At 72.8% G+C, this 21,202-nt stretch carries 21 protein-coding genes and 1 riboswitch; of the genes, 13 read left to right on the top strand and 8 right to left on the bottom strand.

Features of this window, described 5'->3' with window-relative positions; all coding sequences use genetic code 11:
• The first annotated feature begins 36 nt into the window (after window positions 1-36).
• The 4 genes from AB0D66_RS20385 (at window position 37) to AB0D66_RS20370 (ending at window position 3,676) form a co-directional block, all read left to right on the top strand.
• Window positions 37-798: a MerR family transcriptional regulator gene (locus AB0D66_RS20385; RefSeq protein WP_362305059.1), complete on the top strand. Its 762-nt coding sequence runs from the start codon at window positions 37-39 to the stop codon at window positions 796-798.
• Window positions 799-850: 52 nt separating this feature from the next.
• Window positions 851-1,324: a bifunctional nuclease family protein gene (locus AB0D66_RS20380; protein WP_007262890.1), complete on the top strand. Its 474-nt coding sequence runs from the start codon at window positions 851-853 to the stop codon at window positions 1,322-1,324.
• A 190-nt stretch (window positions 1,325-1,514) separates the two neighbouring features.
• Window positions 1,515-2,153 carry a MerR family transcriptional regulator gene (locus AB0D66_RS20375; protein WP_362305056.1) on the top strand — a complete coding sequence of 213 codons (639 nt, stop codon included), beginning with the start codon at window positions 1,515-1,517 and terminating at the stop codon, window positions 2,151-2,153.
• 44 nt (window positions 2,154-2,197) lie between these two features.
• Window positions 2,198-3,676 (top strand): DNA polymerase IV, encoded by a 1,479-nt coding sequence (locus AB0D66_RS20370; protein WP_362305052.1) that lies wholly within the window; start codon window positions 2,198-2,200, stop codon window positions 3,674-3,676.
• On the opposite strand, the gene AB0D66_RS20365 is transcribed toward AB0D66_RS20370, so the two are convergent.
• Entirely contained in the window at window positions 3,673-4,038 is a 366-nt protein-coding gene (locus AB0D66_RS20365) for a PRC-barrel domain-containing protein (protein ID WP_362305049.1), read from the bottom strand. The genes AB0D66_RS20370 and AB0D66_RS20365 overlap by 4 nt on opposite strands.
• Before the next feature lie 112 nt (window positions 4,039-4,150).
• A riboswitch (glycine riboswitch) is annotated at window positions 4,151-4,249 on the top strand.
• A gap of 196 nt (window positions 4,250-4,445) precedes the next feature.
• Between AB0D66_RS20365 and gcvP the strand changes: the two genes are divergently transcribed.
• On the top strand, window positions 4,446-7,331 hold the full coding sequence (gcvP, locus tag AB0D66_RS20360; protein WP_362305046.1) for an aminomethyl-transferring glycine dehydrogenase: 2,886 nt from the start codon (window positions 4,446-4,448) through the stop codon (window positions 7,329-7,331).
• 115 nt (window positions 7,332-7,446) lie between these two features.
• Here gcvP and AB0D66_RS20355 read toward each other — a convergent pair whose 3' ends face one another.
• Both AB0D66_RS20355 and AB0D66_RS20350 read right to left on the bottom strand, forming a co-directional pair.
• Window positions 7,447-7,653, bottom strand: a complete 207-nt coding sequence (locus tag AB0D66_RS20355) for a DUF5999 family protein (protein WP_285444628.1) — start codon at window positions 7,651-7,653, stop codon at window positions 7,447-7,449.
• A gap of 273 nt (window positions 7,654-7,926) precedes the next feature.
• Window positions 7,927-8,547: a hypothetical protein gene (locus AB0D66_RS20350; protein ID WP_362305043.1), complete on the bottom strand. Its 621-nt coding sequence runs from the start codon at window positions 8,545-8,547 to the stop codon at window positions 7,927-7,929.
• A 497-nt stretch (window positions 8,548-9,044) separates the two neighbouring features.
• On the opposite strand from AB0D66_RS20350, the gene AB0D66_RS20345 reads away from it, so the two are divergent.
• Both AB0D66_RS20345 and AB0D66_RS20340 read left to right on the top strand, forming a co-directional pair.
• A complete protein-coding gene (locus AB0D66_RS20345; RefSeq protein WP_362305041.1) occupies window positions 9,045-10,568 on the top strand; it encodes a glutamate-cysteine ligase family protein in 1,524 nt (507 codons plus the stop codon).
• Between the two features lie 75 nt (window positions 10,569-10,643).
• Window positions 10,644-11,444 (top strand): CPBP family intramembrane glutamic endopeptidase, encoded by an 801-nt coding sequence (locus AB0D66_RS20340; RefSeq protein ID WP_362305038.1) that lies wholly within the window; start codon window positions 10,644-10,646, stop codon window positions 11,442-11,444.
• A gap of 9 nt (window positions 11,445-11,453) precedes the next feature.
• Here the strand turns inward: AB0D66_RS20340 and AB0D66_RS20335 are convergent, their stop codons facing one another.
• Window positions 11,454-12,275: a PhzF family phenazine biosynthesis isomerase gene (locus AB0D66_RS20335; RefSeq protein WP_362305035.1), complete on the bottom strand. Its 822-nt coding sequence runs from the start codon at window positions 12,273-12,275 to the stop codon at window positions 11,454-11,456.
• Window positions 12,276-12,463: 188 nt separating this feature from the next.
• Here AB0D66_RS20335 and AB0D66_RS20330 point away from each other — a divergent pair, with 188 nt between their 5' ends.
• On the top strand, window positions 12,464-13,084 hold the full coding sequence (locus tag AB0D66_RS20330) for a PadR family transcriptional regulator (RefSeq protein WP_362305032.1): 621 nt from the start codon (window positions 12,464-12,466) through the stop codon (window positions 13,082-13,084).
• 113 nt (window positions 13,085-13,197) lie between these two features.
• Here AB0D66_RS20330 and AB0D66_RS20325 read toward each other — a convergent pair whose 3' ends face one another.
• A complete protein-coding gene (locus tag AB0D66_RS20325) occupies window positions 13,198-13,626 on the bottom strand; it encodes an SRPBCC family protein (RefSeq protein ID WP_362305029.1) in 429 nt (142 codons plus the stop codon).
• A 173-nt stretch (window positions 13,627-13,799) separates the two neighbouring features.
• On the opposite strand from AB0D66_RS20325, the gene AB0D66_RS20320 reads away from it, so the two are divergent.
• Window positions 13,800-14,771: an EamA family transporter gene (locus AB0D66_RS20320; protein WP_362305026.1), complete on the top strand. Its 972-nt coding sequence runs from the start codon at window positions 13,800-13,802 to the stop codon at window positions 14,769-14,771.
• Between the two features lie 165 nt (window positions 14,772-14,936).
• Complete coding sequence (locus AB0D66_RS20315) at window positions 14,937-15,989, top strand: DMT family transporter (protein WP_362305023.1); 1,053 nt, start codon at window positions 14,937-14,939, stop codon at window positions 15,987-15,989.
• On the opposite strand, the gene AB0D66_RS20310 is transcribed toward AB0D66_RS20315, so the two are convergent.
• The gene (locus tag AB0D66_RS20310; protein ID WP_362305020.1) at window positions 15,971-16,678 is read right to left on the bottom strand and encodes a pyridoxamine 5'-phosphate oxidase family protein; all 708 of its coding nucleotides are present in this window, start codon (window positions 16,676-16,678) and stop codon (window positions 15,971-15,973) included. The two genes, AB0D66_RS20315 and AB0D66_RS20310, sit on opposite strands and share 19 nt — an antisense overlap.
• Window positions 16,679-16,715: 37 nt before the next feature.
• Here AB0D66_RS20310 and AB0D66_RS20305 point away from each other — a divergent pair, with 37 nt between their 5' ends.
• A complete protein-coding gene (locus AB0D66_RS20305) occupies window positions 16,716-18,050 on the top strand; it encodes an aminotransferase class I/II-fold pyridoxal phosphate-dependent enzyme (protein ID WP_362305017.1) in 1,335 nt (444 codons plus the stop codon).
• On the opposite strand, the gene AB0D66_RS20300 is transcribed toward AB0D66_RS20305, so the two are convergent.
• On the bottom strand, window positions 18,037-19,035 hold the full coding sequence (locus tag AB0D66_RS20300) for a DMT family transporter (protein ID WP_362305014.1): 999 nt from the start codon (window positions 19,033-19,035) through the stop codon (window positions 18,037-18,039). The two genes, AB0D66_RS20305 and AB0D66_RS20300, sit on opposite strands and share 14 nt — an antisense overlap.
• Before the next feature lie 73 nt (window positions 19,036-19,108).
• Between AB0D66_RS20300 and AB0D66_RS20295 the strand changes: the two genes are divergently transcribed.
• On the top strand, window positions 19,109-20,011 hold the full coding sequence (locus AB0D66_RS20295) for a LysR substrate-binding domain-containing protein (protein WP_362305011.1): 903 nt from the start codon (window positions 19,109-19,111) through the stop codon (window positions 20,009-20,011).
• Between the two features lie 21 nt (window positions 20,012-20,032).
• On the opposite strand, the gene AB0D66_RS20290 is transcribed toward AB0D66_RS20295, so the two are convergent.
• Window positions 20,033-20,506 (bottom strand): pyridoxamine 5'-phosphate oxidase family protein, encoded by a 474-nt coding sequence (locus AB0D66_RS20290; RefSeq protein WP_362305009.1) that lies wholly within the window; start codon window positions 20,504-20,506, stop codon window positions 20,033-20,035.
• 76 nt (window positions 20,507-20,582) lie between these two features.
• Between AB0D66_RS20290 and AB0D66_RS20285 the strand changes: the two genes are divergently transcribed.
• A complete protein-coding gene (locus tag AB0D66_RS20285) occupies window positions 20,583-21,197 on the top strand; it encodes a cysteine hydrolase (protein WP_362305007.1) in 615 nt (204 codons plus the stop codon).
• The last annotated feature ends 5 nt before the right edge of the window (window positions 21,198-21,202 follow it).

Genomic DNA, 21,202 nt, shown 5'->3' with positions numbered 1-21,202 from the left:
GACTCCGTCCGGGGAGACCCCCAGAGGGAAGGTCCCATGCTGCGCACCCCGACGGGCGGTGCCGGAAACGGCGCCGCCGGCTCGTCCGGGCGGCTGGTGAGCATCGGCACGGTGCTCACCACGCTGCGTGACGAGTTCCCCGAAGTCACCATCTCGAAGATCCGCTTCCTGGAGGCGGAGGGCCTGGTCGAGCCCAGGCGCACACCGTCCGGATACCGCAAGTTCAGCACCGAGGACGTGGAGCGGCTCGCCCGCATCCTGCGGTTGCAGCGCGACCACTACCTGCCGCTGAAGGTCATCCGCGAGCAGCTCGACGCCCTGGCCCGCGGCGAGCAGATCCGGATCCCCGCGCCCACGCCGCACGGGGAGTCCGTCGATCCCGCGGCTCCCGCGGCGGTCTACGGCGAAGTGGGCCGCGAGCGGCCCACCGTGGCCCGGGTGGGCCGTGCGGAGCTGATCGAGGCCGCCGGGGTGGACGAGGTCCAGCTGGTCGAGTGGGAGTCGTACGGGCTGCTCGCCGAGGTGCCGGGCGGCGGATTCGACGCCGGGGCGGTCACGGTGGCCCGGCTGGTGGCCGACCTGGGGCGGTTCGGGCTGGAACCGCGGCACCTGCGTGCCATGAAGGCCGCCGCGGACCGGGAGGCCGGCCTGGTGGAGCAGGTCGTGGCGCCCCTGCGGCGGCACCGCAATCCCCAGACCAGGGCCCATGCGGAGGCCACGATGAAGGAGCTCGCGGGGCTCTCCGTACGGCTCCACGAAGCCCTGGTGCAGACCGCCCTCGGGGTCCGGCTGTCGTGACCGAAGGGGCCCCGACTACCCAAACCTGCCGAGCAGGTCCTAGGGTTGCTGTGTGAACGAGCTCGACGTTGTGGGTGTCCGGGTGGAAATGCCCTCCAACCAACCGATCGTGCTCCTGCGTGAAGTGGGAGGCGACCGGTACCTCCCCATCTGGATCGGACCTGGGGAGGCGACCGCCATTGCCTTCGCGCAGCAGGGAATGGCCCCTGCCCGCCCGCTGACGCACGACCTGTTCAAGGACGTGCTGGAGGCGGTCGGCGAGGAGCTCACCGAGGTCCGGATCACGGATCTGCGGGAGGGCGTCTTCTACGCGGAGCTCGTCTTCGCCAGCGGGGTCGAGGTGAGCGCGCGTCCCTCCGACGCCATAGCCCTGGCCCTGCGCACCGGTACGCCGATCTACGGCAGTGACGGTGTGCTCGACGACGCCGGGATCGCGATTCCGGACGAGCAGGAGGACGAGGTGGAGAAGTTCCGCGAATTCCTCGACCAGATCTCGCCCGAGGACTTCGGTACCGGCCCGCAGTGATGCGGCGCCCGACTCGGCCGCGTCGTCCACCGGGAACTGCCAGCCCATTCGAGTAGCCTTTCCCCGCAAAGGGATACGGGAAACCACTCTCAGGGTGATTATCACTCGGCGTGCCGAGTGTGGCGATCGTTGACGCACCCCGGGTGACTGCCTACCTTCAAGGTGGGCAGGTCAAGGACGGAGGGTCGGCGTGAGGATCACGGGCGACGGTACGACCGGGGGCATCCCCGCACGGAGTGACGGTGGGCCGTACCCGCTGCACGGCAGTGCGGTCGGGTCCGCGCGCCGTCAGCCGGAGTCGACGCCGGTCGGACCGGTGGGCGGTGACCCGGCGCCCGAGCAGATCGGCTACCGCGGGCCGACGGCCTGCGCCGCGGCCGGCATCACCTACCGCCAGCTCGACTACTGGGCGCGGACCGGGCTGGTGGAGCCGAGCGTGCGGCCCGCCTACGGCTCGGGGACGCAGCGGCTGTACAGCTTCCGCGACGTGGTGGTCCTCAAGATCGTCAAGCGCTTCCTGGACACCGGGGTCGCGCTGCAGAACATCCGCACGGCCGTGCAGCACCTGCGCGACCGGGGCTTCTCGGACCTCGAGCGGATGACGCTGATGAGCGACGGCGCCACCGTGTACGAATGCACCTCGCCGGACCAGGTCGTGAGCCTGCTCCAGGGCGGGCAGGGCGTCTTCGGCATCGCCGTGGGCGTGGTCTGGCGCGATGTGGAGAGCGCTCTGTCCCAGCTGCACGGGGAGCGGGTGGACACCGGGGAGACCCTGCTCGGGCACAACCCCGCCGACGAGCTGGCCGCCCGCCGCAACCGGGCCGGCTGAACCGGGCCCCGGGATTGTCAGTCCCGTAGGGCAGCATCGGTCATGTGAGAGCCGCGCCGACCATCCTGCATCTGGACATGGATGCCTTCTACGCGTCCGTGGAGCAGGCGTCGAAGCCCAGTCTGCGGGGCAAGGCCGTCATCGTGGGCGGGCTCGGACCGCGCGGGGTCGTCGCCACCGCCTCCTACGAGGCCAGGCGCTTCGGGGTGCATTCGGCGATGCCGATGGCCCAGGCGCGGCGGCTCTGCCCGAACGGCGCCTACCTGATTCCGCGCTTCACCCTGTACCGGCAGGTCAGCGATGTGGTGATGGCCCTGCTGCGGGAGCTGTCACCGCTGGTGGAGCCGCTCTCCCTGGACGAGGCCTTCGTGGACCTGGAGGCGGGCGCGGTCGCCTTCGACTCGGCGGGCGCCCGGGCCACCGGGGAGCGCCTGCGGGCCGACATCAGGGCCGCGACGGGGCTCAGCGGGTCGGTGGGGCTGGCCGGGTCGAAGATGCTGGCCAAGGTGGCGTCCGAGGAGGCCAAGCCGGCGGGGCTGCTGCTGATCGAACCGGGCACGGAGCGCGAGCTCCTCGCGCCGATGTCGGTACGGACCCTGCCGGGCGTCGGCCCGGCCACCGGCGAGCACCTGCGCCGCGCCGGGATCACCACGGTGGGGGACCTGGCGGAGGCCGGTGAGGACGAGCTGGTGCGGATGCTCGGGCGCTCCCACGGGGTGGGGCTCTACCGGATGGCGCTGGGGATCGACGACCGGCCGGTGGTCGCGGAGCGGGACGCGAAGTCGGTGTCGGTGGAGGACACGTTCGACGTGGACCTGCACGACCGGGTGCGGATCAGGACCGAGGTGCAGCGGCTCGCGGACCGGTGCGTGCAGCGGCTGCGCGGGTCCGGGCACTCGGGGCGCACGATCGTCCTCAAGGTGCGCAGGTACGACTTCTCGACGCTGACCCGCTCCGAGACGCTGCGGGGGCCCACGGACGACCCCGCGGTCGTCCGCGAGGCGGCGGCGCGGCTGCTGGAGGGTGTGGACACCACGGGCGGGGTGCGGCTGCTGGGCGTGGGGGTGACCGGACTGGCCGACTACACGCAGGAGGACCTGTTCGCCCAGTCCCTGGCCGCCGGGCCGCAGGGGGAGGCGGGGGAGGCCGCTCCCGGGCCCGACGGGGCGGACGGGGCCGCTGGGGCCCCAGGAGCTGCCGGGGCCGCCGCTGGGCCCCTGGAGGGCTCGCAGGGGGCGGCGGGTGCGGAGCCGGCCGCGGAGCGCGAGGCGCCTCCCGAGCGTCGGTGGACGGCCGGGAACGACGTCCGGCACGCGGTGTACGGGCCCGGGTGGGTGCAGGGCAGCGGGGTCGGGCGGGTGACCGTACGGTTCGAGCGGCCCGGGTCGGAGCCCGGGCGGGTGCGGACCTTCCGGGTGGACGACCCCGAGCTGGAGCCGTCCGATCCGCTGCCGCTGGTGGGGGAGGAGCCGCCGGCCGGGGCCTCCCCGGGTGCCCGGCCCGACGGCCCCCCGGGTTCCTAGCCCTCGTCGCCCGCCAGGCGGCCGAAGTCGCGCTGGAAGTCGCTCGGCAGGGTCACGTCCAGGCCGTAGTGGTGGTAGAGCTGCAGCTCCTGTTCGGGGGAGAGGTGGCGGCCGACCCCGAAGTCGGGTGCGTCCCTGATCAGGGCACGGTCGAAGGGCACCCGCAGGGTGTCGCCGACCAGCTCGCTCGGTTCCAGGGGGACGAACGCGTCCCGGCTGAACAGGCCGGTCCGCACGGCTGCCCATTCCGGGACTCCCGTGGCATCGTCGAGGTAGACCTCGTCGATGGTGCCGATCTTGGTGCCGTTGCGGTCGAATGCCTTGCGGCCGATCAGGCTGCGCGGATCGATGTCGGTCTGCACGGTCCCTCCAAATGGTCGCAACTCCTCCGTAATGACTACAGAAGTGCATTTCGGGAGAGGAGGCCACTCGGGGAGTGCCCGGATCCTCGCTGGTAGGCTGGGTGATGGCTGTCGACCCTGTGCGGGAGAGTCCTCCGAATGAACGCGACGGAGGCGCCGAAGGAGCAAATCCTCCCCGGAATCTCTCAGGCATACGTACCGCACGGACGAGGCCACTCTGGAAAGCAGGGGCGGGTACCGGGCGTGCAGTGCCGGTCCCACTCCTCACCGACGGTGAAAGCCGGACCTCGCGGGCGACCCCCGCGGATCCGGTGAAGCTCTCAGGTTGAGATGACAGAGGGGGAGGCCGTCCGGGTGCCCGCGCCGTGGTGCCCCTCGCAGGTCATACGACCAGGAGGCCTCCGTTCATGACCGCCAACCGCATTCCGCTCTCCCAGCTGGAGCGAGGCATCCCCTTCGAGCAGCGCCACATCGGCCCGGATGCCGAGGCGCAGGCGAAGATGCTCGCCCAGGTGGGCTACGGCTCCCTGGACGAACTGACCGCCGCCGCGGTGCCGGATGTCATCAAGACCGCCGAAGCGCTCGACCTGCCCGAGGCGCTGACCGAGGCCGAGGTGCTTGCCGAGCTGCGCTCGCTCGCCGACCGCAACCAGGTCCTCTCCCCGATGATCGGCCTCGGCTACTACGGCACCTTCACCCCGCCGGTGATCTTGCGCAACGTCATGGAGAACCCGGCCTGGTACACGGCCTACACGCCGTACCAGCCCGAGATCTCCCAGGGCCGCCTCGAAGCGCTGCTGAACTTCCAGACGGTCGTCGCCGACCTCACCGGCCTGCCGACCTCCGGTGCCTCCCTGCTCGACGAGGGCACGGCGGCCGCCGAGGCCATGTCGCTGGCCCGCCGCGTGGGCAAGGTCAAGGACGGCGTCTTCCTGATCGACGCGGACGCGCTGCCGCAGACCATCGCCGTGATCGAGACCCGCGCCGAGCCCACGGGCGTCGAGGTCGTCGTCGCGGACCTCTCCGACGGCATCCCGGCCGAGATCGCCGAGCGCGGCGTGTTCGGCGTGCTGATCCAGTACCCGGGCGCCTCCGGTGCCGTACGGGAGATCAAGCCGCTGATCGACCAGGCGCACGAGCTCGGTGCCATCGTCACCGTCTCGGCCGACCTGCTCGCGCTGACCCTGCTGACCTCCCCGGGCGAGCTGGGCGCCGACATCGCCGTCGGCACCACGCAGCGCTTCGGTGTCCCGATGGGCTTCGGCGGACCGCACGCCGGCTACATGGCCGTCCAGGCCAAGCACGCGCGCTCGCTGCCGGGCCGCCTCGTCGGCGTCTCCGTGGACGCGGACGGCAACAAGGCCTACCGCCTGGCGCTGCAGACCCGTGAGCAGCACATCCGCCGCGAGAAGGCCACGAGCAACATCTGTACCGCTCAGGTGCTGCTGGCCGTCATGGCCGCCATGTACGCCGTCTACCACGGCCCGGACGGCCTGCGGACGATCGCCCGCCGCACCCACCGATACGCCGCGCTGCTCGCCGCGGGCCTGCGGGCCGGCGGGGTCGAGATCGTGCACGGCGCGTACTTCGACACGATCACGGCCCGTGTGCCGGGCCGCGCGGCCGAGGTCGTCGCCGCCGCCCGCGAGGGCGGGGTCAACCTGTACCGGGTGGACGCCGACCACGTGTCCGTCGCCTGCGACGAGACCACCCTGCGCGCCGGCATCGAGGCCGTCTGGGCCGCCTTCGGCGTCACCGCGGACATCGAGGCGCTCGACGCGAGCACGGACGACGCCCTGCCCGAGGGCCTGCTGCGCTCGGACGACTACCTGACCCACCCGGTCTTCCACCAGCACCGCTCCGAGACCGCGATGCTGCGCTACCTGCGCAAGCTGTCGGACAAGGACTACGCGCTGGACCGCGGCATGATCCCGCTGGGCTCCTGCACCATGAAGCTCAACGCGACCACCGAGATGGAGCCGGTGACCTGGCCCGAGTTCGGCCAGCTGCACCCCTTCGCCCCGGTCGAGCAGGCCGAGGGGTACCTCACGCTCATCAACGAGCTGGAGGAACGTCTCTGCGAGGTCACCGGCTACGACAAGGTCTCGATCCAGCCCAACGCCGGCTCCCAGGGTGAGCTCGCCGGTCTGCTGGCCGTCCGCGCCTACCACCGGGCGAACGGCGACGAGCAGCGCACCGTCTGCCTCATCCCGTCCTCCGCGCACGGCACCAACGCGGCCAGCGCCGTGATGGCCGGCATGAAGGTGGTCGTCGTCAAGACCGCCGACGACGGCGAGGTGGACGCCGCGGACCTGCGCGCCAAGATCGAGCAGTACCGCGACGAGCTCTCCGTGCTGATGATCACCTACCCCTCCACGCACGGGGTGTTCGAGGAGCACGTCGCCGACATCTGCGCGCAGGTGCACGAGGCCGGCGGCCAGGTCTACGTGGACGGAGCCAACCTCAACGCCCTGGTGGGCCTGGCCAAGCCGGGTCACTTCGGCGGCGACGTCTCGCACCTGAACCTGCACAAGACCTTCTGCATCCCGCACGGCGGCGGCGGTCCCGGCGTGGGCCCGGTCGGCGTCCGGGCGCACCTGGCCCCGTACCTGCCGAACCACCCGCTCCAGCCGACCGCCGGCCCGGAGACGGGCGTCGGCCCGATCTCGGCCGCCCCGTGGGGTTCGGCCGGCATCCTGCCGATCTCCTGGTCGTACGTGCGCCTCATGGGCGGCGAAGGCCTCAAGCGGGCCACGCAGGTGGCGGTGCTGGGCGCCAACTACATCGCCAAGCGCCTCGAGCCGCACTACCCGGTGCTCTACACCGGCCCGGGCAACCTGGTCGCGCACGAGTGCATCATCGACCTGCGTCCGCTGTCGAAGGCGACCGGCGTGAGCGTGGACGACATCGCCAAGCGCCTGATCGACTACGGCTTCCACGCGCCGACCATGTCCTTCCCGGTGGCCGGCACGCTGATGATCGAGCCGACCGAGTCCGAGGACCTCGCCGAGATCGACCGCTTCTGCGACGCGATGATCGCCATCCGCGGCGAGATCGAGCGGGTCGCGGCCGGCGAGTGGCCGGCGGGCGACAACCCGCTGGCCAACTCCCCGCACACCGCGGCGGCGCTGGGCGGCGAGTGGAACCACCCGTACACCCGTGACGAGGCCGTCTTCCCGGGCGGGGTCACGGCCGCGGAGAAGTACTGGCCGCCGGTGCGGCGCATCGACGGCGCGTTCGGCGACCGGAACCTGGTGTGCTCCTGCCCGCCGCTGGACGAGTACGACAACTGAGCATGGGCGAGGGGCCGGTCCGGGGAATTCCTCCCGGACCGGCCCCTCCGTCGTTGCCGCGGCCGGTCTGCCGCCTTGGGCCTCCGCGGCCGACCGGCCCGCCCGCTTCGGCCGGCTAGGCGGCCTTCATCACCTGGGCCGCCGCGAGCGGGCGGTGCGGGGCGATGATCTGGCCGTCCGGCAGCAGCTCACCGGTGTCCTCGAAGAGCAGGACGCCGTTGCACAGCAGGCTCCAGCCCTGTTCCGGGTGGTTGGCCACCGGGAGCGCTGCCTCCCGGTCGGCGGATTCGGCTGAAGGGCAGGCTGGCTGGTGCTGGCACATGGATGCGTTCTTTCGCTGCGGTGTGGTCTGCGTGCTACGGCTCGATGCGTCGTTCATGGCCGTCCCCCTGGGTCATCCCCGCACCCGCGGGGAGCTTGTCCTCAGTCTTCCCCCACGACAGCCGCTTCGCAGGTATTTCCCGCCAGCTGTCCTCATAGATTGATGACGCATCACTCGTGCGGGCGGTTCAGGCCAACTCCCCTGTCATTTTGGATGGTTCGCCAGTGGCCCGAGCGGGCTAGGCCGAATGGGCCACTCGGGCCACCGGGGCGGTCAGGCCGCGGGCGCGGCGAGCGAGGGCGGGACGGGCGCCGCCGCGGGGGTCAGCCGGTGGGTCATGACACGCAGCAGCTCGGACACCGGGTGCGGGCGGTGTGCGGCGATGCCGGGCGGGGCGGGAGCGAGCGGGATCAGCAGGTCCTCGGCCGCGGGCAGGCCGGCGGAGGCGTCGGCCCCCACCGCCCCGTGCAGCCACAGGGTCAGCATGTACAGCTCGGGTACGGACAGCAGCCGCGGCTGGTACGGCGTACCGAGCGACTCGGCCTGGCGCAGGGCGCGTTCGGTGGCCGCGACGTACGGCCCCTCGAAGAAGTGGGAGAAGGCCCACCCGTCCGGTGTGAGCCGGGTGTCGGCGGCCGCGACGCAGCGGTCCCCGCTGCGGATGAGGAACCGCCAGCCGGTGAGGCGGGTGCGGGGCGGCCTGCCGCCGGACGCCAGGTCCGAGATGTTCAACCGGTCCAGGACGTGGACCGGAAGGGGGAGTTCGGCGGTCACCGGCCCCTGGAGGGCGCGCAGGGCGGGAGTGTGTGCCTCGTGGACGGCGGTGGGGGAACCGAGAGCCGCGAGGACGCTGCGCAGGGCGGGTGCGGGGGCCGGAGGGACATGCAGCGGCATGGTGGGTCGCCTCTCACTTGGGAGACCTGTGGAAACGGGGGCAGGTGCGGACGGCGCTGTCGCATTCTGGGGCCAGAGGGGGGCTGAGGGGCAATGGCCGCGCGCCAACTCTCTGCCTCGTTTGCGGAGTTTATACGACATGTGTTCACGCAGTGTTTCGGCTAGCTGTCCCGGCTATTGCCGGCAAGGCGCTTACCGGTCCCGCTGGCATGGCATTCATGCCGGATAGGCGCGAACATGCCGCGCTGACCTCGGAGGTTACCGGAAAGGGGCTCGGCTGGAAAGCGCCGGTTATCCGGAACCGGCAAAGTCGACGCGGAATTTGCGCTTAACGACTTGCCAGGTGAATGTGCCAAAACGCCCGTCGGCCAAACCGGCGCGCGCTCCTCGCCACGCACGCCCCCGCCGCGTTATGGATCATGCTGCCGGGGCATCATCGACCGTACATGCGCGCCTGGGCGCCACCGGGCCAGGCCCACTCGAGGAGGGACGCTTCGATGGGGGAGAAGGTCGTGGCAGGCGGGTTCGACCTGTCCGATCGGCAGCGGTATCGAAGGAAGCTTCACGAGTGTCTGGAGGGGCTGGAGCGACTTCTGGCGGAGAAGAGGTTCGATCGTCCCAAGAACATGATGGGACTGGAGATCGAGTTGAATCTGGCGGGTGCCGACGGCTTGCCGAGAATGGTGAATGCCCAGGTGCTGGAGCGGATTGCGAGCCCTGATTTCCAGACCGAACTCGGAATGTTCAACCTGGAGGTGAACGTCCTTCCGCACCGCCTCGGCGGCCGGGTATTCGATCAGCTCGCGGAGGAACTCAGCGCGGGTCTGGGCTATGCCCACCGGCAGGCCGCGGAGATCGATGCCGGAGTGGTGATGATCGGCATTCTGCCGACGATCACCCGAGAGGACCTGGTCACCGCCAACCTCTCGGCGGTCGACCGCTACTCGCTGCTCAACGAGCAGATCCTGATGATGCGCGGCGAGGACTTCACGCTCGACATCGACGGCGTCGAACGGCTGGTGTGGAACGCCGGGTCGATCGTGCCCGAGGCCGCCTGCACCTCCGTGCAGCTCCACCTCCAGGTGACCCCGGCACGGTTCGCGGACGTGTGGAACGCGGCCCAGGCGGTGGTCGCCGCACAGATAGCCGTGGGCGCGAACTCGCCCTTCCTGTTCGGGCGCGAGCTGTGGCGGGAGTCGCGGCCGCCGCTGTTCACCCAGGCCACCGACACCCGGCCGCCCGAGCTCCAGGCGCAGGGGGTACGGCCGCGCACCTGGTTCGGGGAGCGCTGGGTGGACTCGCCGTACGAGCTCTTCGCGGAGAACGTGCGCTACTTTCCGGCGCTGCTTCCGATCTGCGACGAGGAGGAGCCGCTGCGGGTGCTCGCCGAGGGCGGGGTGCCCGGGCTCCAGGAGCTGGTCCTGCACAACGGCACCGTCTACCGGTGGAACCGGCCCGTGTACGGGGTCGCCGACGGGGTGCCGCACCTGCGCGTGGAGAACCGGGTGCTGCCGGCCGGGCCCACGGTCGCCGACGTCGTCGCCAACGCCGCCTTCTACTACGGGCTCGTACGCACCCTCGCCGACGAGCCGCGCCCGGTGTGGACCCGGCTGCCCTTCGCCGAGGCGGAGGCCAACTTCGACGCCGCCTGCCGCTACGGGATCGACGCGCGGCTGCGCTGGCCGCGCCGGGGCCGGGCCGGGGGGCTGGCCAGTGTGCCCGCGGTCCGGCTGGTCCTGGACGAGCTGCTGCCGATGGCGGCGGCCGGCCTGGACGCGTGGGGGATCGAGCCCGCGGACCGGGACCGCTACCTCGGCATCATCGAGGAGCGCTGCCGGCGGCGGGCGAACGGGGCGACCTGGCAGGTGGACACCTACCACCGGGCGCTCGCGTCCGGCCTGGACCGCGACGCGGCACTGGCGGCGACCACCCGGCGCTATACCGAGCTGATGCACAAGGGCGATCCCGTGCACACCTGGCCCGTGGGGCCGGGGGAGGGGGAGGTGCCCGCCGGAGGCTGATCCCCGGGCCGCCCGCCGCCCGCCGAGGAGGCAGTATGGGGTGGTCGTATCGGGATGGCGGGACGGGAGTCGGGCGTGCGGGCGGAGCCGGAGCCGGTGTTCGTGGAGCTGGACGCGGACGGGCGGCGGCGCGTCCTGCGCACCGAGACCCTGCTCGTCCTGGCGCTGTCGCTGGGCGCGAGCGGGGTCTCGGCGCTCATCAGCTTCATCGGCTCGCTCACCAAGCCGGGCGGACTCAAGGACCAGGCCGCCACGCTCAACGGCTCGTACGCGCCCGGCCGGCCCTGGCTGGACCTGGCCTGGCAGCTGTTCGGCATCGCCACCGCCCTGGTCCCCGTACTGCTGGTGGCGCACCTGCTGACCCGTGAGGGCGCGCCGGGCCTGCGGGCGCTGGGCTTCGACCGCACCCGGCCGCTGTGGGACCTGGGCCGGGGTGCGCTGGTCGCGGCGGGGATCGGGAGCGCCGGACTGCTCTTCTACCTGGGGGCGCGGGCCACCGGGTTCAACCTCACGGTGGTGCCGGAGGCGCTGCCCGACGTGTGGTGGAAGTTCCCCGTACTGATCCTCTCCGCGGTGCAGAACTCCGTGGTGGAGGAGGTCATCGTGCTGGCCTACCTGCTGCGGCGGCTGGACCAGCTCGGCTGGTCGCCGATGGCCGCGCTGCTGGCCAGCTCGCTGCTGCGCGGCTCCTACCACCTCTACCAGGGCATCGGCGGCTTCATCGGCAACGTGGTGATGGGCGTCGTCTTCGTGCTGGCCTACCGCCGCTGGGGCCGGGTCGGGCCCCTCGTCGTCGCGCACGCGCTGCTCGACATCGTGGCCTTCGGCGGGTACGCGCTGCTCGCGGGCAAGGTGGGCTGGCTGCCGACGCCGTAGCCGGCCCGGTCAGGGGGCGGTGAGCAGCTCTCCGTCGAGGACGGTCACCGCGCGGCCGGTCAGCAGGGTGCGCTCGCCCGCCAGATTCACCCGTACGAGGCCCTGGCGGGCGCCGCCCTGGAGGCCGGTCAGCTCGGTGCGGCCCAGGCGCCCGGCCCAGAAGGGGGCGAGCGCGGTGTGCGCGCTGCCGGTGACCGGGTCCTCGTCGATCCCGAAGGCCGGGAAGAAGCCGCGGGAGACGAAGTCGTACCCGCGGGAGGGATCCTCGGCCTGCGCGGTGACGATCACCCCGCGTCTGGCGAAGGCCCGCAGGGCGGCGTGGTCGGGCGCCAGTTCGCGGACCGTCCGCTCGTCGGCGAGCTCGATCAGCAGGTCCCCGATGTGGGCGGCGGTGTCGTGCACGGACAGGATCGGGGCGCCGCCGAGGGCGTGCTGCACGGCAGCCGGAGCCGGGGCCGGGGTGAGCGAGGACGTCGGGAAGTCCAGGGTGACGGCCCCGTCCGGGCCGGTTTCGGCCGTCAGGATGCCGCAGCGGGCGTTGAAGCGCACCAGCCCGTCGGCGAGGCCGCTGGTGGCGAGGACGTGCGCCGTGGCGAGGGTCGCGTGCCCGCACATGTCGACTTCGGCCGCCGGGGTGAACCAGCGCAGCGCCCAGTCGGCGTCCGCACCGGGCGGCAGCGGGTGGGCGAAGGCGGTCTCGGAGAGGTTCACCTCGGAGGCGACCTGCTGGAGCCAGGAGTCCGGCGGGAACGCGGAGTCGAGGAGCAGGACTCCGGCGGGGTTCCCGTGGAACGGGCGGTCGGTGAAGGCGTCGACGATTCGGATGCGCATGGACCGACCGTAGGGCGGGTTTTCGATCGCCGCCAAAGGCCAATCCGGGGTGACTGGACTGCTGCGAGGCTGTTCGCTGAGAAAGTTTCCGATATATCGTTGACGCATCGCGATGGGTCACCGATAGTAGAGACATCGGATCCCCGATACGACGCGAAGACGACGTACGAGACGAAAGGAGCGCAGTCATGCGTTCACACGGACAGCACGGACATGACCACGGGCACGAGCACGGCCGGGGCCACGGCCACTGCGGGCCCGATCGTCGGGAGGAGTTCAAGGGGCGGCGCGCCGCCTTCGGGCCGTTCGGACCGCCCTTCGGCGGCGGACCCTTCGGCGGGCGCGGCGGACGCGGCGGGCCGCGGGGCCGGGCTCGGCGCGGAGACGTGCGGGCCTCGATCCTGGCGCTGCTCGCCGACCGGCCCATGCACGGCTACGAGATGATCCAGGAGATCGGCGAGCGCAGCGGCGGGGCCTGGAAGCCCAGCCCCGGCTCGGTCTACCCGACCCTGCAGCTGCTGGAGGACGAGGGCCTGATCACCAGCGAGAGCGAGGGCGGCAAGAAGCTGTTCACGCTCACCGACGCAGGCCGCACCGAGGCCGAATCGGGTCCGGACGCCCCCTGGGCGGATGCCGGGCGCGGCTTCGACTTCGAGGCGATGCACGAGGTCCGCACGGCCGGGGTCGGCCTGATGGAGGCCTTCGGCCAGGTCTTCAAGACCGGCACCCCCGAGCAGCGGGAGAAGGCCGTCGCGGTCATCAACGACGCCCGCAAGAAGCTCTACCTGATCCTGGCCGACGAGCACTGACCCGACGGCCCGGGCGATCGCAACGGCGCGCCCCGCGAGTCACTCGCGGGGCGCGCCGCCGTGCGTACGCAAATGCGGGAGCCGAAGGGGTCCCGGTCCGAGGGGTGGGGGCGTCAGGCGACCAGGCCGGCCAGCTTGCGCAGCGATTCGTTCAGCGCGGCGGTGGCCGAGTCCTTGAGCTTGCCCGCCATCAGGGAGACGGCCGCACCGGTGAACTCACCGTCGATGCGCACGGTGGTGGCGCCGCCGTCCGGGACCAGGGTGTACCGGGTGAGGACGGCCACGCCCATCGGGCCCTTGCCGGTGATGGCGAAGAGGCGCTCGTCCTCCAGCTCCGAGACGGTCCAGACGACCTCGGCCGGGAAGCCCATCATCTTCATGTTCTCGGCGAAGGTGGCGCCGATCGCGAGGGTCTCCGGGCCGCCCTTCGGGAAATTGGTGTGGGTCATGCTCCACTGGCCGTACGCGTCCCAGTCCGTCAGCTGTGACCAGAGCTTCGCGGCGGGCGCCTCGATGCGTGATTCCGCGGTGACTTCGGCCATGCGACCACCCCTTCTCGTCGGGTACGTGCGGCGGAACGTAGCCCCGGTGGGCGGAACATTCAATACTGACGACCTGTCAGATATTGGAGGGGTGTACGAGCCCCGGTCTCGGCTGCGTCTCAACAGGTGTCATGCTCGTGACGCTCCTGACGGGTGCCTGCCATGATGGCCGGATGCAAGCGTCAGGGAAAAACGCCGGACTGGGTCTCGCCCTCGTCTCGGCGGTCGCGTTCGGTGGTTCCGGAGTGGCGGCGAAGCCGCTGATCGAGGCGGGTCTGGACCCCCTCCACATGGTCTGGCTCAGGGTGGCCGGGGCAGCGCTCGTGCTGTCCCCGCTGGCCTGGCGCCACCGTGACCTCGTCCTGCGCCGGCCCGCGCTGCTCGCGGGCTTCGGACTGGTCGCCGTCGCCGGGGTACAGGCCTTCTACTTCGCCTCCCTGTCCCGCATCCCCGTGGGCGTGGCCCTGCTGCTGGAGTACCTCGGCCCGGCGCTGCTGCTCGGCTACATCCGCTTCGTCCAGCGCAAGCCCGTGACGCGGGGCGCGGCCGCCGGAGCGGCCGTGGCCGTCGTGGGACTGGCCTGCGTGGTCGAGATCTGGGCCGGACTGCGGCTCGACGCGCTCGGCGTGCTCTTCGGCCTCTGCGCGGCCCTGTGCCAGGCGTTCTACTTCGTCTTCGCCGACCAGGGCGCGGACAAGGAGGACGCCCCCGACCCGCTCGGTGTGATCGCGTACGGCATGCTCATCGGCACCCTGGTGATGACGGTGATCGCCCGGCCGTGGGAGATGGACTGGCAGGTGCTGGGCGGGGAGGCCGCCATGGGCGACCTGATGCTCCCCGCGCCGGTGCTGCTCGGCTGGGTGGTGCTGGTCGCGACCGTCTTCGCCTACCTGACCGGCGTGGTCTCCGTACGCAGGCTCTCGCCGCAGGTCGCGGGCGTGGTGGCCTTCCTGGAGGCGGTCGTCGCCACCGTGCTGGCCTGGATCCTGCTCGGCGAGCACCTCTCCACCTGGCAGATCGTCGGCGGCGGGCTGGTGCTGGGCGGCGCGTTCATCGCGCAGTCGTCGCGGCCGGCTCCCGCCCTGGCCCCGGTTCCGGTCGGGGCCGGACCGGCCGTGGTGGACCGCGAGACGACCAGGGCCTAGGGTGGCGCTCATGCCTTCGACCGTGCTTCCCCCTCCCGTCCGCGCCTAGCGCGGGCGGCCCTCCTCGAACGAGTACCCCTGCCCGGGGTGTTCCCGGGCGGGTGAGCGCTGCCCGCGAAGCGATGACCCGCACTTCTCATCCTTCACGCATGCGCGGAGAACCACGTGTCGAACCATTCGCCCGCTGCCGGGCGCAGTCTGCTGTACCTCGTCGTCGCCGGAGCCGCCTGGGGCACCGCCGGGGCGGCCGCCTCCCTCCTCTTCCTCGCCAGTGACCTCGGTCCGCTCGCCCTGTCGTTCTGGCGGTGCGCGGGCGGGCTCGTGGTGCTGCTCGGGGTGCTCGCCGTACGCCGCCGCCCGCGGCTGCGCCCCGGGGCCGCGCGGGTGCGGCCCCGGGCCGGCTCGCTGATCGCGACCGGGCTGATGTTCACCCTGTTCCAAGCCGCCTACTTCGCCGCCGTGCGCGAGACCGGCCTCGCGGTCGGCACCGTCGTCACGCTCGGCGCCGGGCCCGTGCTGATCGCGCTCGGGGCGCGGTACTGGATGGGCGAGCGGCTCGGCAGGGGCGGCGCGGCCGCCGTCGCCGGAGCGCTGGCCGGGCTCGCCGTCCTGGTGCTGGGCAGCGGGGGCGGCGAGGTGCGCCCGCTCGGTGTCGGCTGGGCGCTGCTGTCGGCCGCCGGGTACGCGGCGATGACCCTGCGGGCCCGCTGGCTCGGGCGGCGCGGGGCGGGCGGGGACCCGCTGGTGACCACCGCGTGGTCGGTCGCGGTGGGCACGGTGTGCCTGCTGCCGCTCGCCGCGGCGGAGGGGCTGCTGCCGCACACCGCCGAACTGGGGCGGGTGCTCTGGCTGCTGGTGTACGTCGCGACCGTGCCGACGGCCCTGGCGTACGCGCTCTACTTCACCGGAGCGGCGGCCGTGCGGTCCGCCACCGTGTCCGTGATCATGCTGATCGAGCCGGTGAGCGCGGCCGTGATCGCCGTGCTGCTGCTCGGGGAGCGGCTGACCGGCGCCGTGGTGCTGGGCACCGTCCTGCTGCTGGCGGCCGTGGGCGCCCTGATCGCGGCGGAGGCGCGGCGGCCGGCGGCGGGGGCGGCGGTCGGGCCTGTGAACGGGCCCGACGGTTCGGCGGACGGGCCCGCGGAGGATTCCGCGGACGGGTCGGCGGTGCGGCCCGTCCGCGCTCCCGAAGTGTCGGGTCAGAGCGCCGCGAGGTAGTCCGGAGCGGCGGTCCCGGGGGCCAGGTCGGCCGCCGGGACCGGCGTCCCGTAGGCCGGGGCGACCGGGACCACGCCCGCCCAGTAGGGCAGCCCCATGTCCTCGGCGTCGTCGTTCGGCCCGCCGGTACGGATCTTCGCGGACACCTCGGTCAGGTCCAGGCGGATCACCGCGGTGGCGGCGAGCTCCTTGGCGTTGGCCGGCCGCGAGTCGGCGGAGCGGCCCGGGACCACGTGGTCGACGAGGGCGTCCAGAGCCATCCGGCACTCCTCCTCGTCCGTGACCTGGTAGGCCGTGCCGTGCACGACCACCGAGCGGTAGTTCAGCGAGTGGTGGAACGCCGAGCGGGCCAGCACCAGGCCGTCGACGTGCGTCACGGTCACGCAGACCGGCAGCCCCGGATCGGCCTTCCCGGCCGCGCGCAGCGGGCGCGAGCCCGTGGAGCCGTGGAGGTAGAGCGCCTCGCCGACGCGACCGAAAAGGGTCGGCAGCACCACCGGGGCGCCGTCGCGCACGAAGCCGAGGTGGCAGATGTAGGCCTGGTCGAGTATCGAGTGCACCGTCTCGCGGTCGTAGCGCGCCCGGTCGCGGGAGCGGGTCGGCACCGTGCGGTCGGTGGGCTCGTACGCGTCGGGCGGGGTGTTCGGCCCGGACGACGCGGGCGCTTCCGTGGCGGGCGTGGCGGTCATGATGCGAACTCCGTTGTACTAGTGCATAATGTTGTTTGTGCTAGGAGACTATCGGATCGCCGGGCGCCGCGCATCGGATATCGCGGCCAGTGTCGAAGCGGGTGTGGGATCGGGCGCGCTCGCGCCGGGGGCGCTGCTGCCGCCGATGCGGGAGCTGGCGGCCGAGCTGGGGGTGAACCCCAACACCGTCGCGGCCGCCTACCGGACTTTGCGCGAGCGCGGGGTCATCGAGACCGACGGGCGGCGCGGCAGCCGGGTGCGCGCCCGCCCGTCCAGCGCGCCGCGGGACGCCCTGCGGATGGCGGTGCCGGCGGGCGTACGGGACATCACGGCGGGCAATCCGGACGTGGCGCTGCTGCCCCCGCTGGACGGGGCGCTGGCGGCGGCCGCCCGGCGCTACGCGCAGGCCCCGACCCTCTACGGGCAGGACCCGGTCGACCCCGAACTGGCGCGGCTGGCCCGGGCCGACCTCGACGCGGACGGGGTCCCGGCCGGGCCGGTCGCGCTGACCTCGGGCGCCCTGGACGGGATCGAACGGGTGCTGGCCGCGCACCTGCGCCCCGGTGACGCGGTGGCGGTCGAGGACCCGGGCTGGGGGAGCGTGCTGGACCTGGTCCCGGCGCTCGGGCTGCGGGTGTTGCCGGTGGCCGTCGACGACGAGGGGCCGCAGGTCCACGCGGTGGCGCGGGCGCTGGAGGCCGGGGCGCGGGCGCTGGTGGTGACCTCGCGGGCGCAGAACCCCACCGGCGCCGCGGTGAGCGCGGAGAGGGCCGCGCGGCTGCGGGCGCTGCTGGCGGACCACCCCGGTGTGCTGGTGATCGACGACGACCACGGGCACGCGATCGTGGACCTGCCCCTGCATTCGCTGGGCGGCGTCACCCGGCACTGGGTGCTGGTCCGGTCGACGGCGAAGGCCTACGGGCCGGACCTGCGGCTGGCGGTGCTGACGGGGGACGCGGTGACGCTGGACCGGGTCCGGGGCAGGCAGCGGCTGGGCCCCGGGTGGGTGAGCCGGCTGCTGCAGTACGCGGTGGTGGAGCTGTGGACCTCGGGCGCCGTGGACCGGGCCGCGGTGGCCCGCTCGTACGGGGAGCGGCGGGACGCCCTGGTCGCGGCGCTGGGCGAGCGGGGGGTGCGGGCGCACGGGCGGACCGGGATGAACGTGTGGGTGCCGGTGGCCGACGAGACGGGTGTGGTGACGCGGCTGCTGGCCGCGGGCTGGGCGGTGACGGCCGGCGCCCGGTTCCGGGTCGAGTCGGAACCGGGCGTGCGGCTGACGGTGTCGCAGGTGGCGGTCGCGGACGTGCCGGGCCTGGCGGACGCGGTGGCCGCCGCCGTCCGGCCGGGGGCGGCGGGCGTCAGGTACGTCTGACCGCGGGCCGGGGCCTGCGGGCCCCGGGGCGGGTCTGGGTCAGGGCGGCGCCGGCCAGGACGATCGCGGCGCCCACCGGGGTGTTCCAGTGGAGCTGTTCGCCGAGGACCAGGACGCCCGCCGCGGTGGCGATGACCGGGATGAAGTAGGTGACCATCTGGGCCGTGGTCGGGCCGATCTCCGAGACCAGGCCGTACTGCATCTGGAGCGCCATGCCCGTGCCGAGCGCGCCCAGGGCGACCACCGACAGGGTCGGCCACAGCGGGAACGACGTCGGGGCCGCCGTGAACAGGGCGCTGACCAGGGCGAGCTGGAGCGTGGAGACCAGCAGCTGGCCGCCGGTCAGGGCCACCGGCGAGCCCGGGGTCCCGGCCAGCGTGCGGCGGACGTAGATCCAGCCGACGGGGTAGCAGAGCGAGGCCAGCAGGGCGAACGCGGTGCCCTTGGCGTCGACCCCGGAGAAGCCCTGCCAGGCGCCGAGCACGGTCAGGACGCCGAGGAAGCCCAGGCCCAGCCCCGCCACGCGGCGGCGCGTCGGGCGGTCCTCGGACAGCGCGACCAGGGACAGCGCCATCCCCCACAGCGGGGAGGTGGCGTTGCAGATGCCGGCCAGGCCGGACGGGATGCTCAGTTCCGCGTAGGCGAACAGCGAGAAGGGGGCGGTGTTGAGCAGCAGCGCCGCCACACTGAGGTGACCCCAGGTGCGCAGCCCCCGCGGCAGCGGCTCGCGGCGGACCAGCAGCACGCCGACGAGCGTGAGCGCACCGAACAGGACCCGGCCCAGGGCCACCTGGAACGGCGCGTACGCCTCGGTGCCCACCTTGATCAGCAGGAAGCTGAAGCCCCAGACGACCGACAGGATCGCGAAGCGGACGCGCCAGTCCAGGAGGAGGCCCCGCCGGGTGCCCGCGGTGCCCGGCGTGCCCGGTGTGGCAGGCGGGGCGGTCGTGGAGAGGGTGGGGCGAGGGGTGGTGGGTGCGCTCATGCCCTTACTGTGCGCGTCTCAACTTCGTAGGACAAGCGAGAGTTTCTCGGTGCGGCGGCGTAGCATTGCTTACATGTTGAACCTGGAGCGCCTGCGCACCCTCGACGCCCTCGCCCGCCACGGCTCGGTCAGCGGCGCGGCCGACGGACTCCACGTCACCACCTCCGCGGTCTCCCAGCAGATGGCCAAGCTCGAACGCGAGGTCGGCCAGCCCCTGCTGGCCAGGAACGGGCGCGGGGTCCGGCTCACCGACGCCGGGCGGCTGCTCGCCGACCACGCCGCCCGGATCATCTCGCAGGTGGAGCTCGCCCAGGCCGACGTGGAGGCCCAGCGGGGCTGCGCGGTCGGCGAACTGCGCATCGGGGCCTTCCCGACCGCCATGCGCGGCCTGCTGCCCGGAGCCCTGTCCGCCCTGCGCGAGGGCCATCCGGAGCTGCGGGTGCTGGTCCGCGAGCAGGAGCCGGAGGAGAGCATGGCCGCCGTCGTGCGCGGGGACCTCGACCTGGCGCTGGCCATCGACTGGCACAACAAGCGCATGCCGGTGCCCGCCGAACTCACCCGCACGCACCTGCTCGACGACTCCGTCGACATCGCCGTCCCGGCCGGCCACCGGCTGGCCGACCGGACGGAGATCTCCCTCGCCGAGTTCGCCGACGACGACTGGATCTCCTGGAACGAGGGGCAGTTCTGCCACGAGTGGCTGGTCTTCACCCTCCGCGGCACGGGGATCGAGCCGCGCATCGCCCACATCGCCGAGGAGCACCACACCCAGCTCGCCTTCGTGGAGGCCGGGCTCGGGGTGTGCGTGGCGCCGAAGCTGGGCCGCGGCCCGACCCCGCCCGGGGTCCGGCTGCTGCCGGTCTGCGACTCCGTACGCCGGCACGTGTACGCCGTCTGGCGTGCGGACGCCGACCGCCGCCCCTCCATCCGCGCCGCGGTCGAGGCGCTGCGGCAGACCGCCGCGCAGCCGTACTAGGGCGGCTGGGCGGCCCACGGCCTAGAGCTTGCGGAAGTCCCAGGAGACGACCGAGTCCGGGGTCAGGCGGATCCAGGCGTGGCGGCCGTCGTGCGGCATCTCCTCGATTCCGAAGTTCTTGACCGGGAAGATCCGTTCGGCCTCCGCCAGCTCCGGGCACGGCTCACCGGTGCGCGGGGCCTCGCCCACGAAGACGGCGCTGCCGGACAGTTCCACGCCGCGCAGTTCGTCGTAGGCCTCCCCGGAGTCCACGACCACCGAGATCCGCGGGTCCTTGCGCAGGTCGGACCAGCGCCGGCTGCGGGTGATCGAGTACAGCCACAGGGAGCGGCCGTCCCAGGCGAACCACAGGGCGCCCACGTGCGGGCGGCCGTCCGGGGAGACCGTGGCCACGCGGCAGGTGCGCTGCTCGCGGAGGAAGGTATCCACCTCCTCGTCGGTCATCATGATCCGGCGGCCCCGCCGCTGCGTCCTCTCCGGGCGTGTCTCGTCCATCCGTCCCGCACCCCTTCACATCTGACTGTGTGTCAGGAATCATGCGGGCTCGTCGGCCGATACGCCAGGGGGAGCCATGCCGGATCTCGATCCCGCCACCACCGCGCTGCTCACCGTCGAATGCCAGAACGGCGTCGTCGGAGAGGAGAGCGCGCTGCCCGAGCTCGCGAAGGAGGCCCGTGACTCCGGCATGCTGGAGCGGGTGGCCGCACTGGCCGACGCCGCGCGCGGAGTCGGCATCCAGGTGCTGCACGCCGTCGCCGAGCGGCGGCCGGACGGGCGCGGGGCCAACACCAACGCGCGGTTGTTCCGGGCCGCCGGGAAGCTGCCCGTGCGCCAGATCTCCGGGACCGAGGCGGTACGGCTCGCCGCCCCGCTCGCCGTGGCCGAGCAGGACCTGGTGGTCCGCCGCCTGCACGGACTCTCCCCGATGGCCGGCACCGACCTGGACGCCCTGCTGCGCAACCTGGGCGTGCGCACCCTCGTCGTCACCGGGGTCTCCTCCAACATCGCGATCCCCAACACCGTCTTCGACGCCGTGAACCTCGGCTACCAGGTCGTGGTCCCGGCCGACGCCATTGCCGGGGTGCCCGCCTCCTGCACCGCCGAGGTGATCCGCAACTCCCTCGCGCTGGTCGCGACCATCACCACGGCCGAAGCCCTCCTCGCGCAGTGGGCTCCCGCGACCTGACCCCC

Source organism: Streptomyces sp. NPDC048270, from assembly GCF_040652335.1.
In the GTDB taxonomy this organism is placed as follows: Bacteria; Actinomycetota; Actinomycetes; order Streptomycetales; family Streptomycetaceae; genus Streptomyces.
This window is presented reverse-complemented; position numbering and strand designations above follow the sequence as displayed.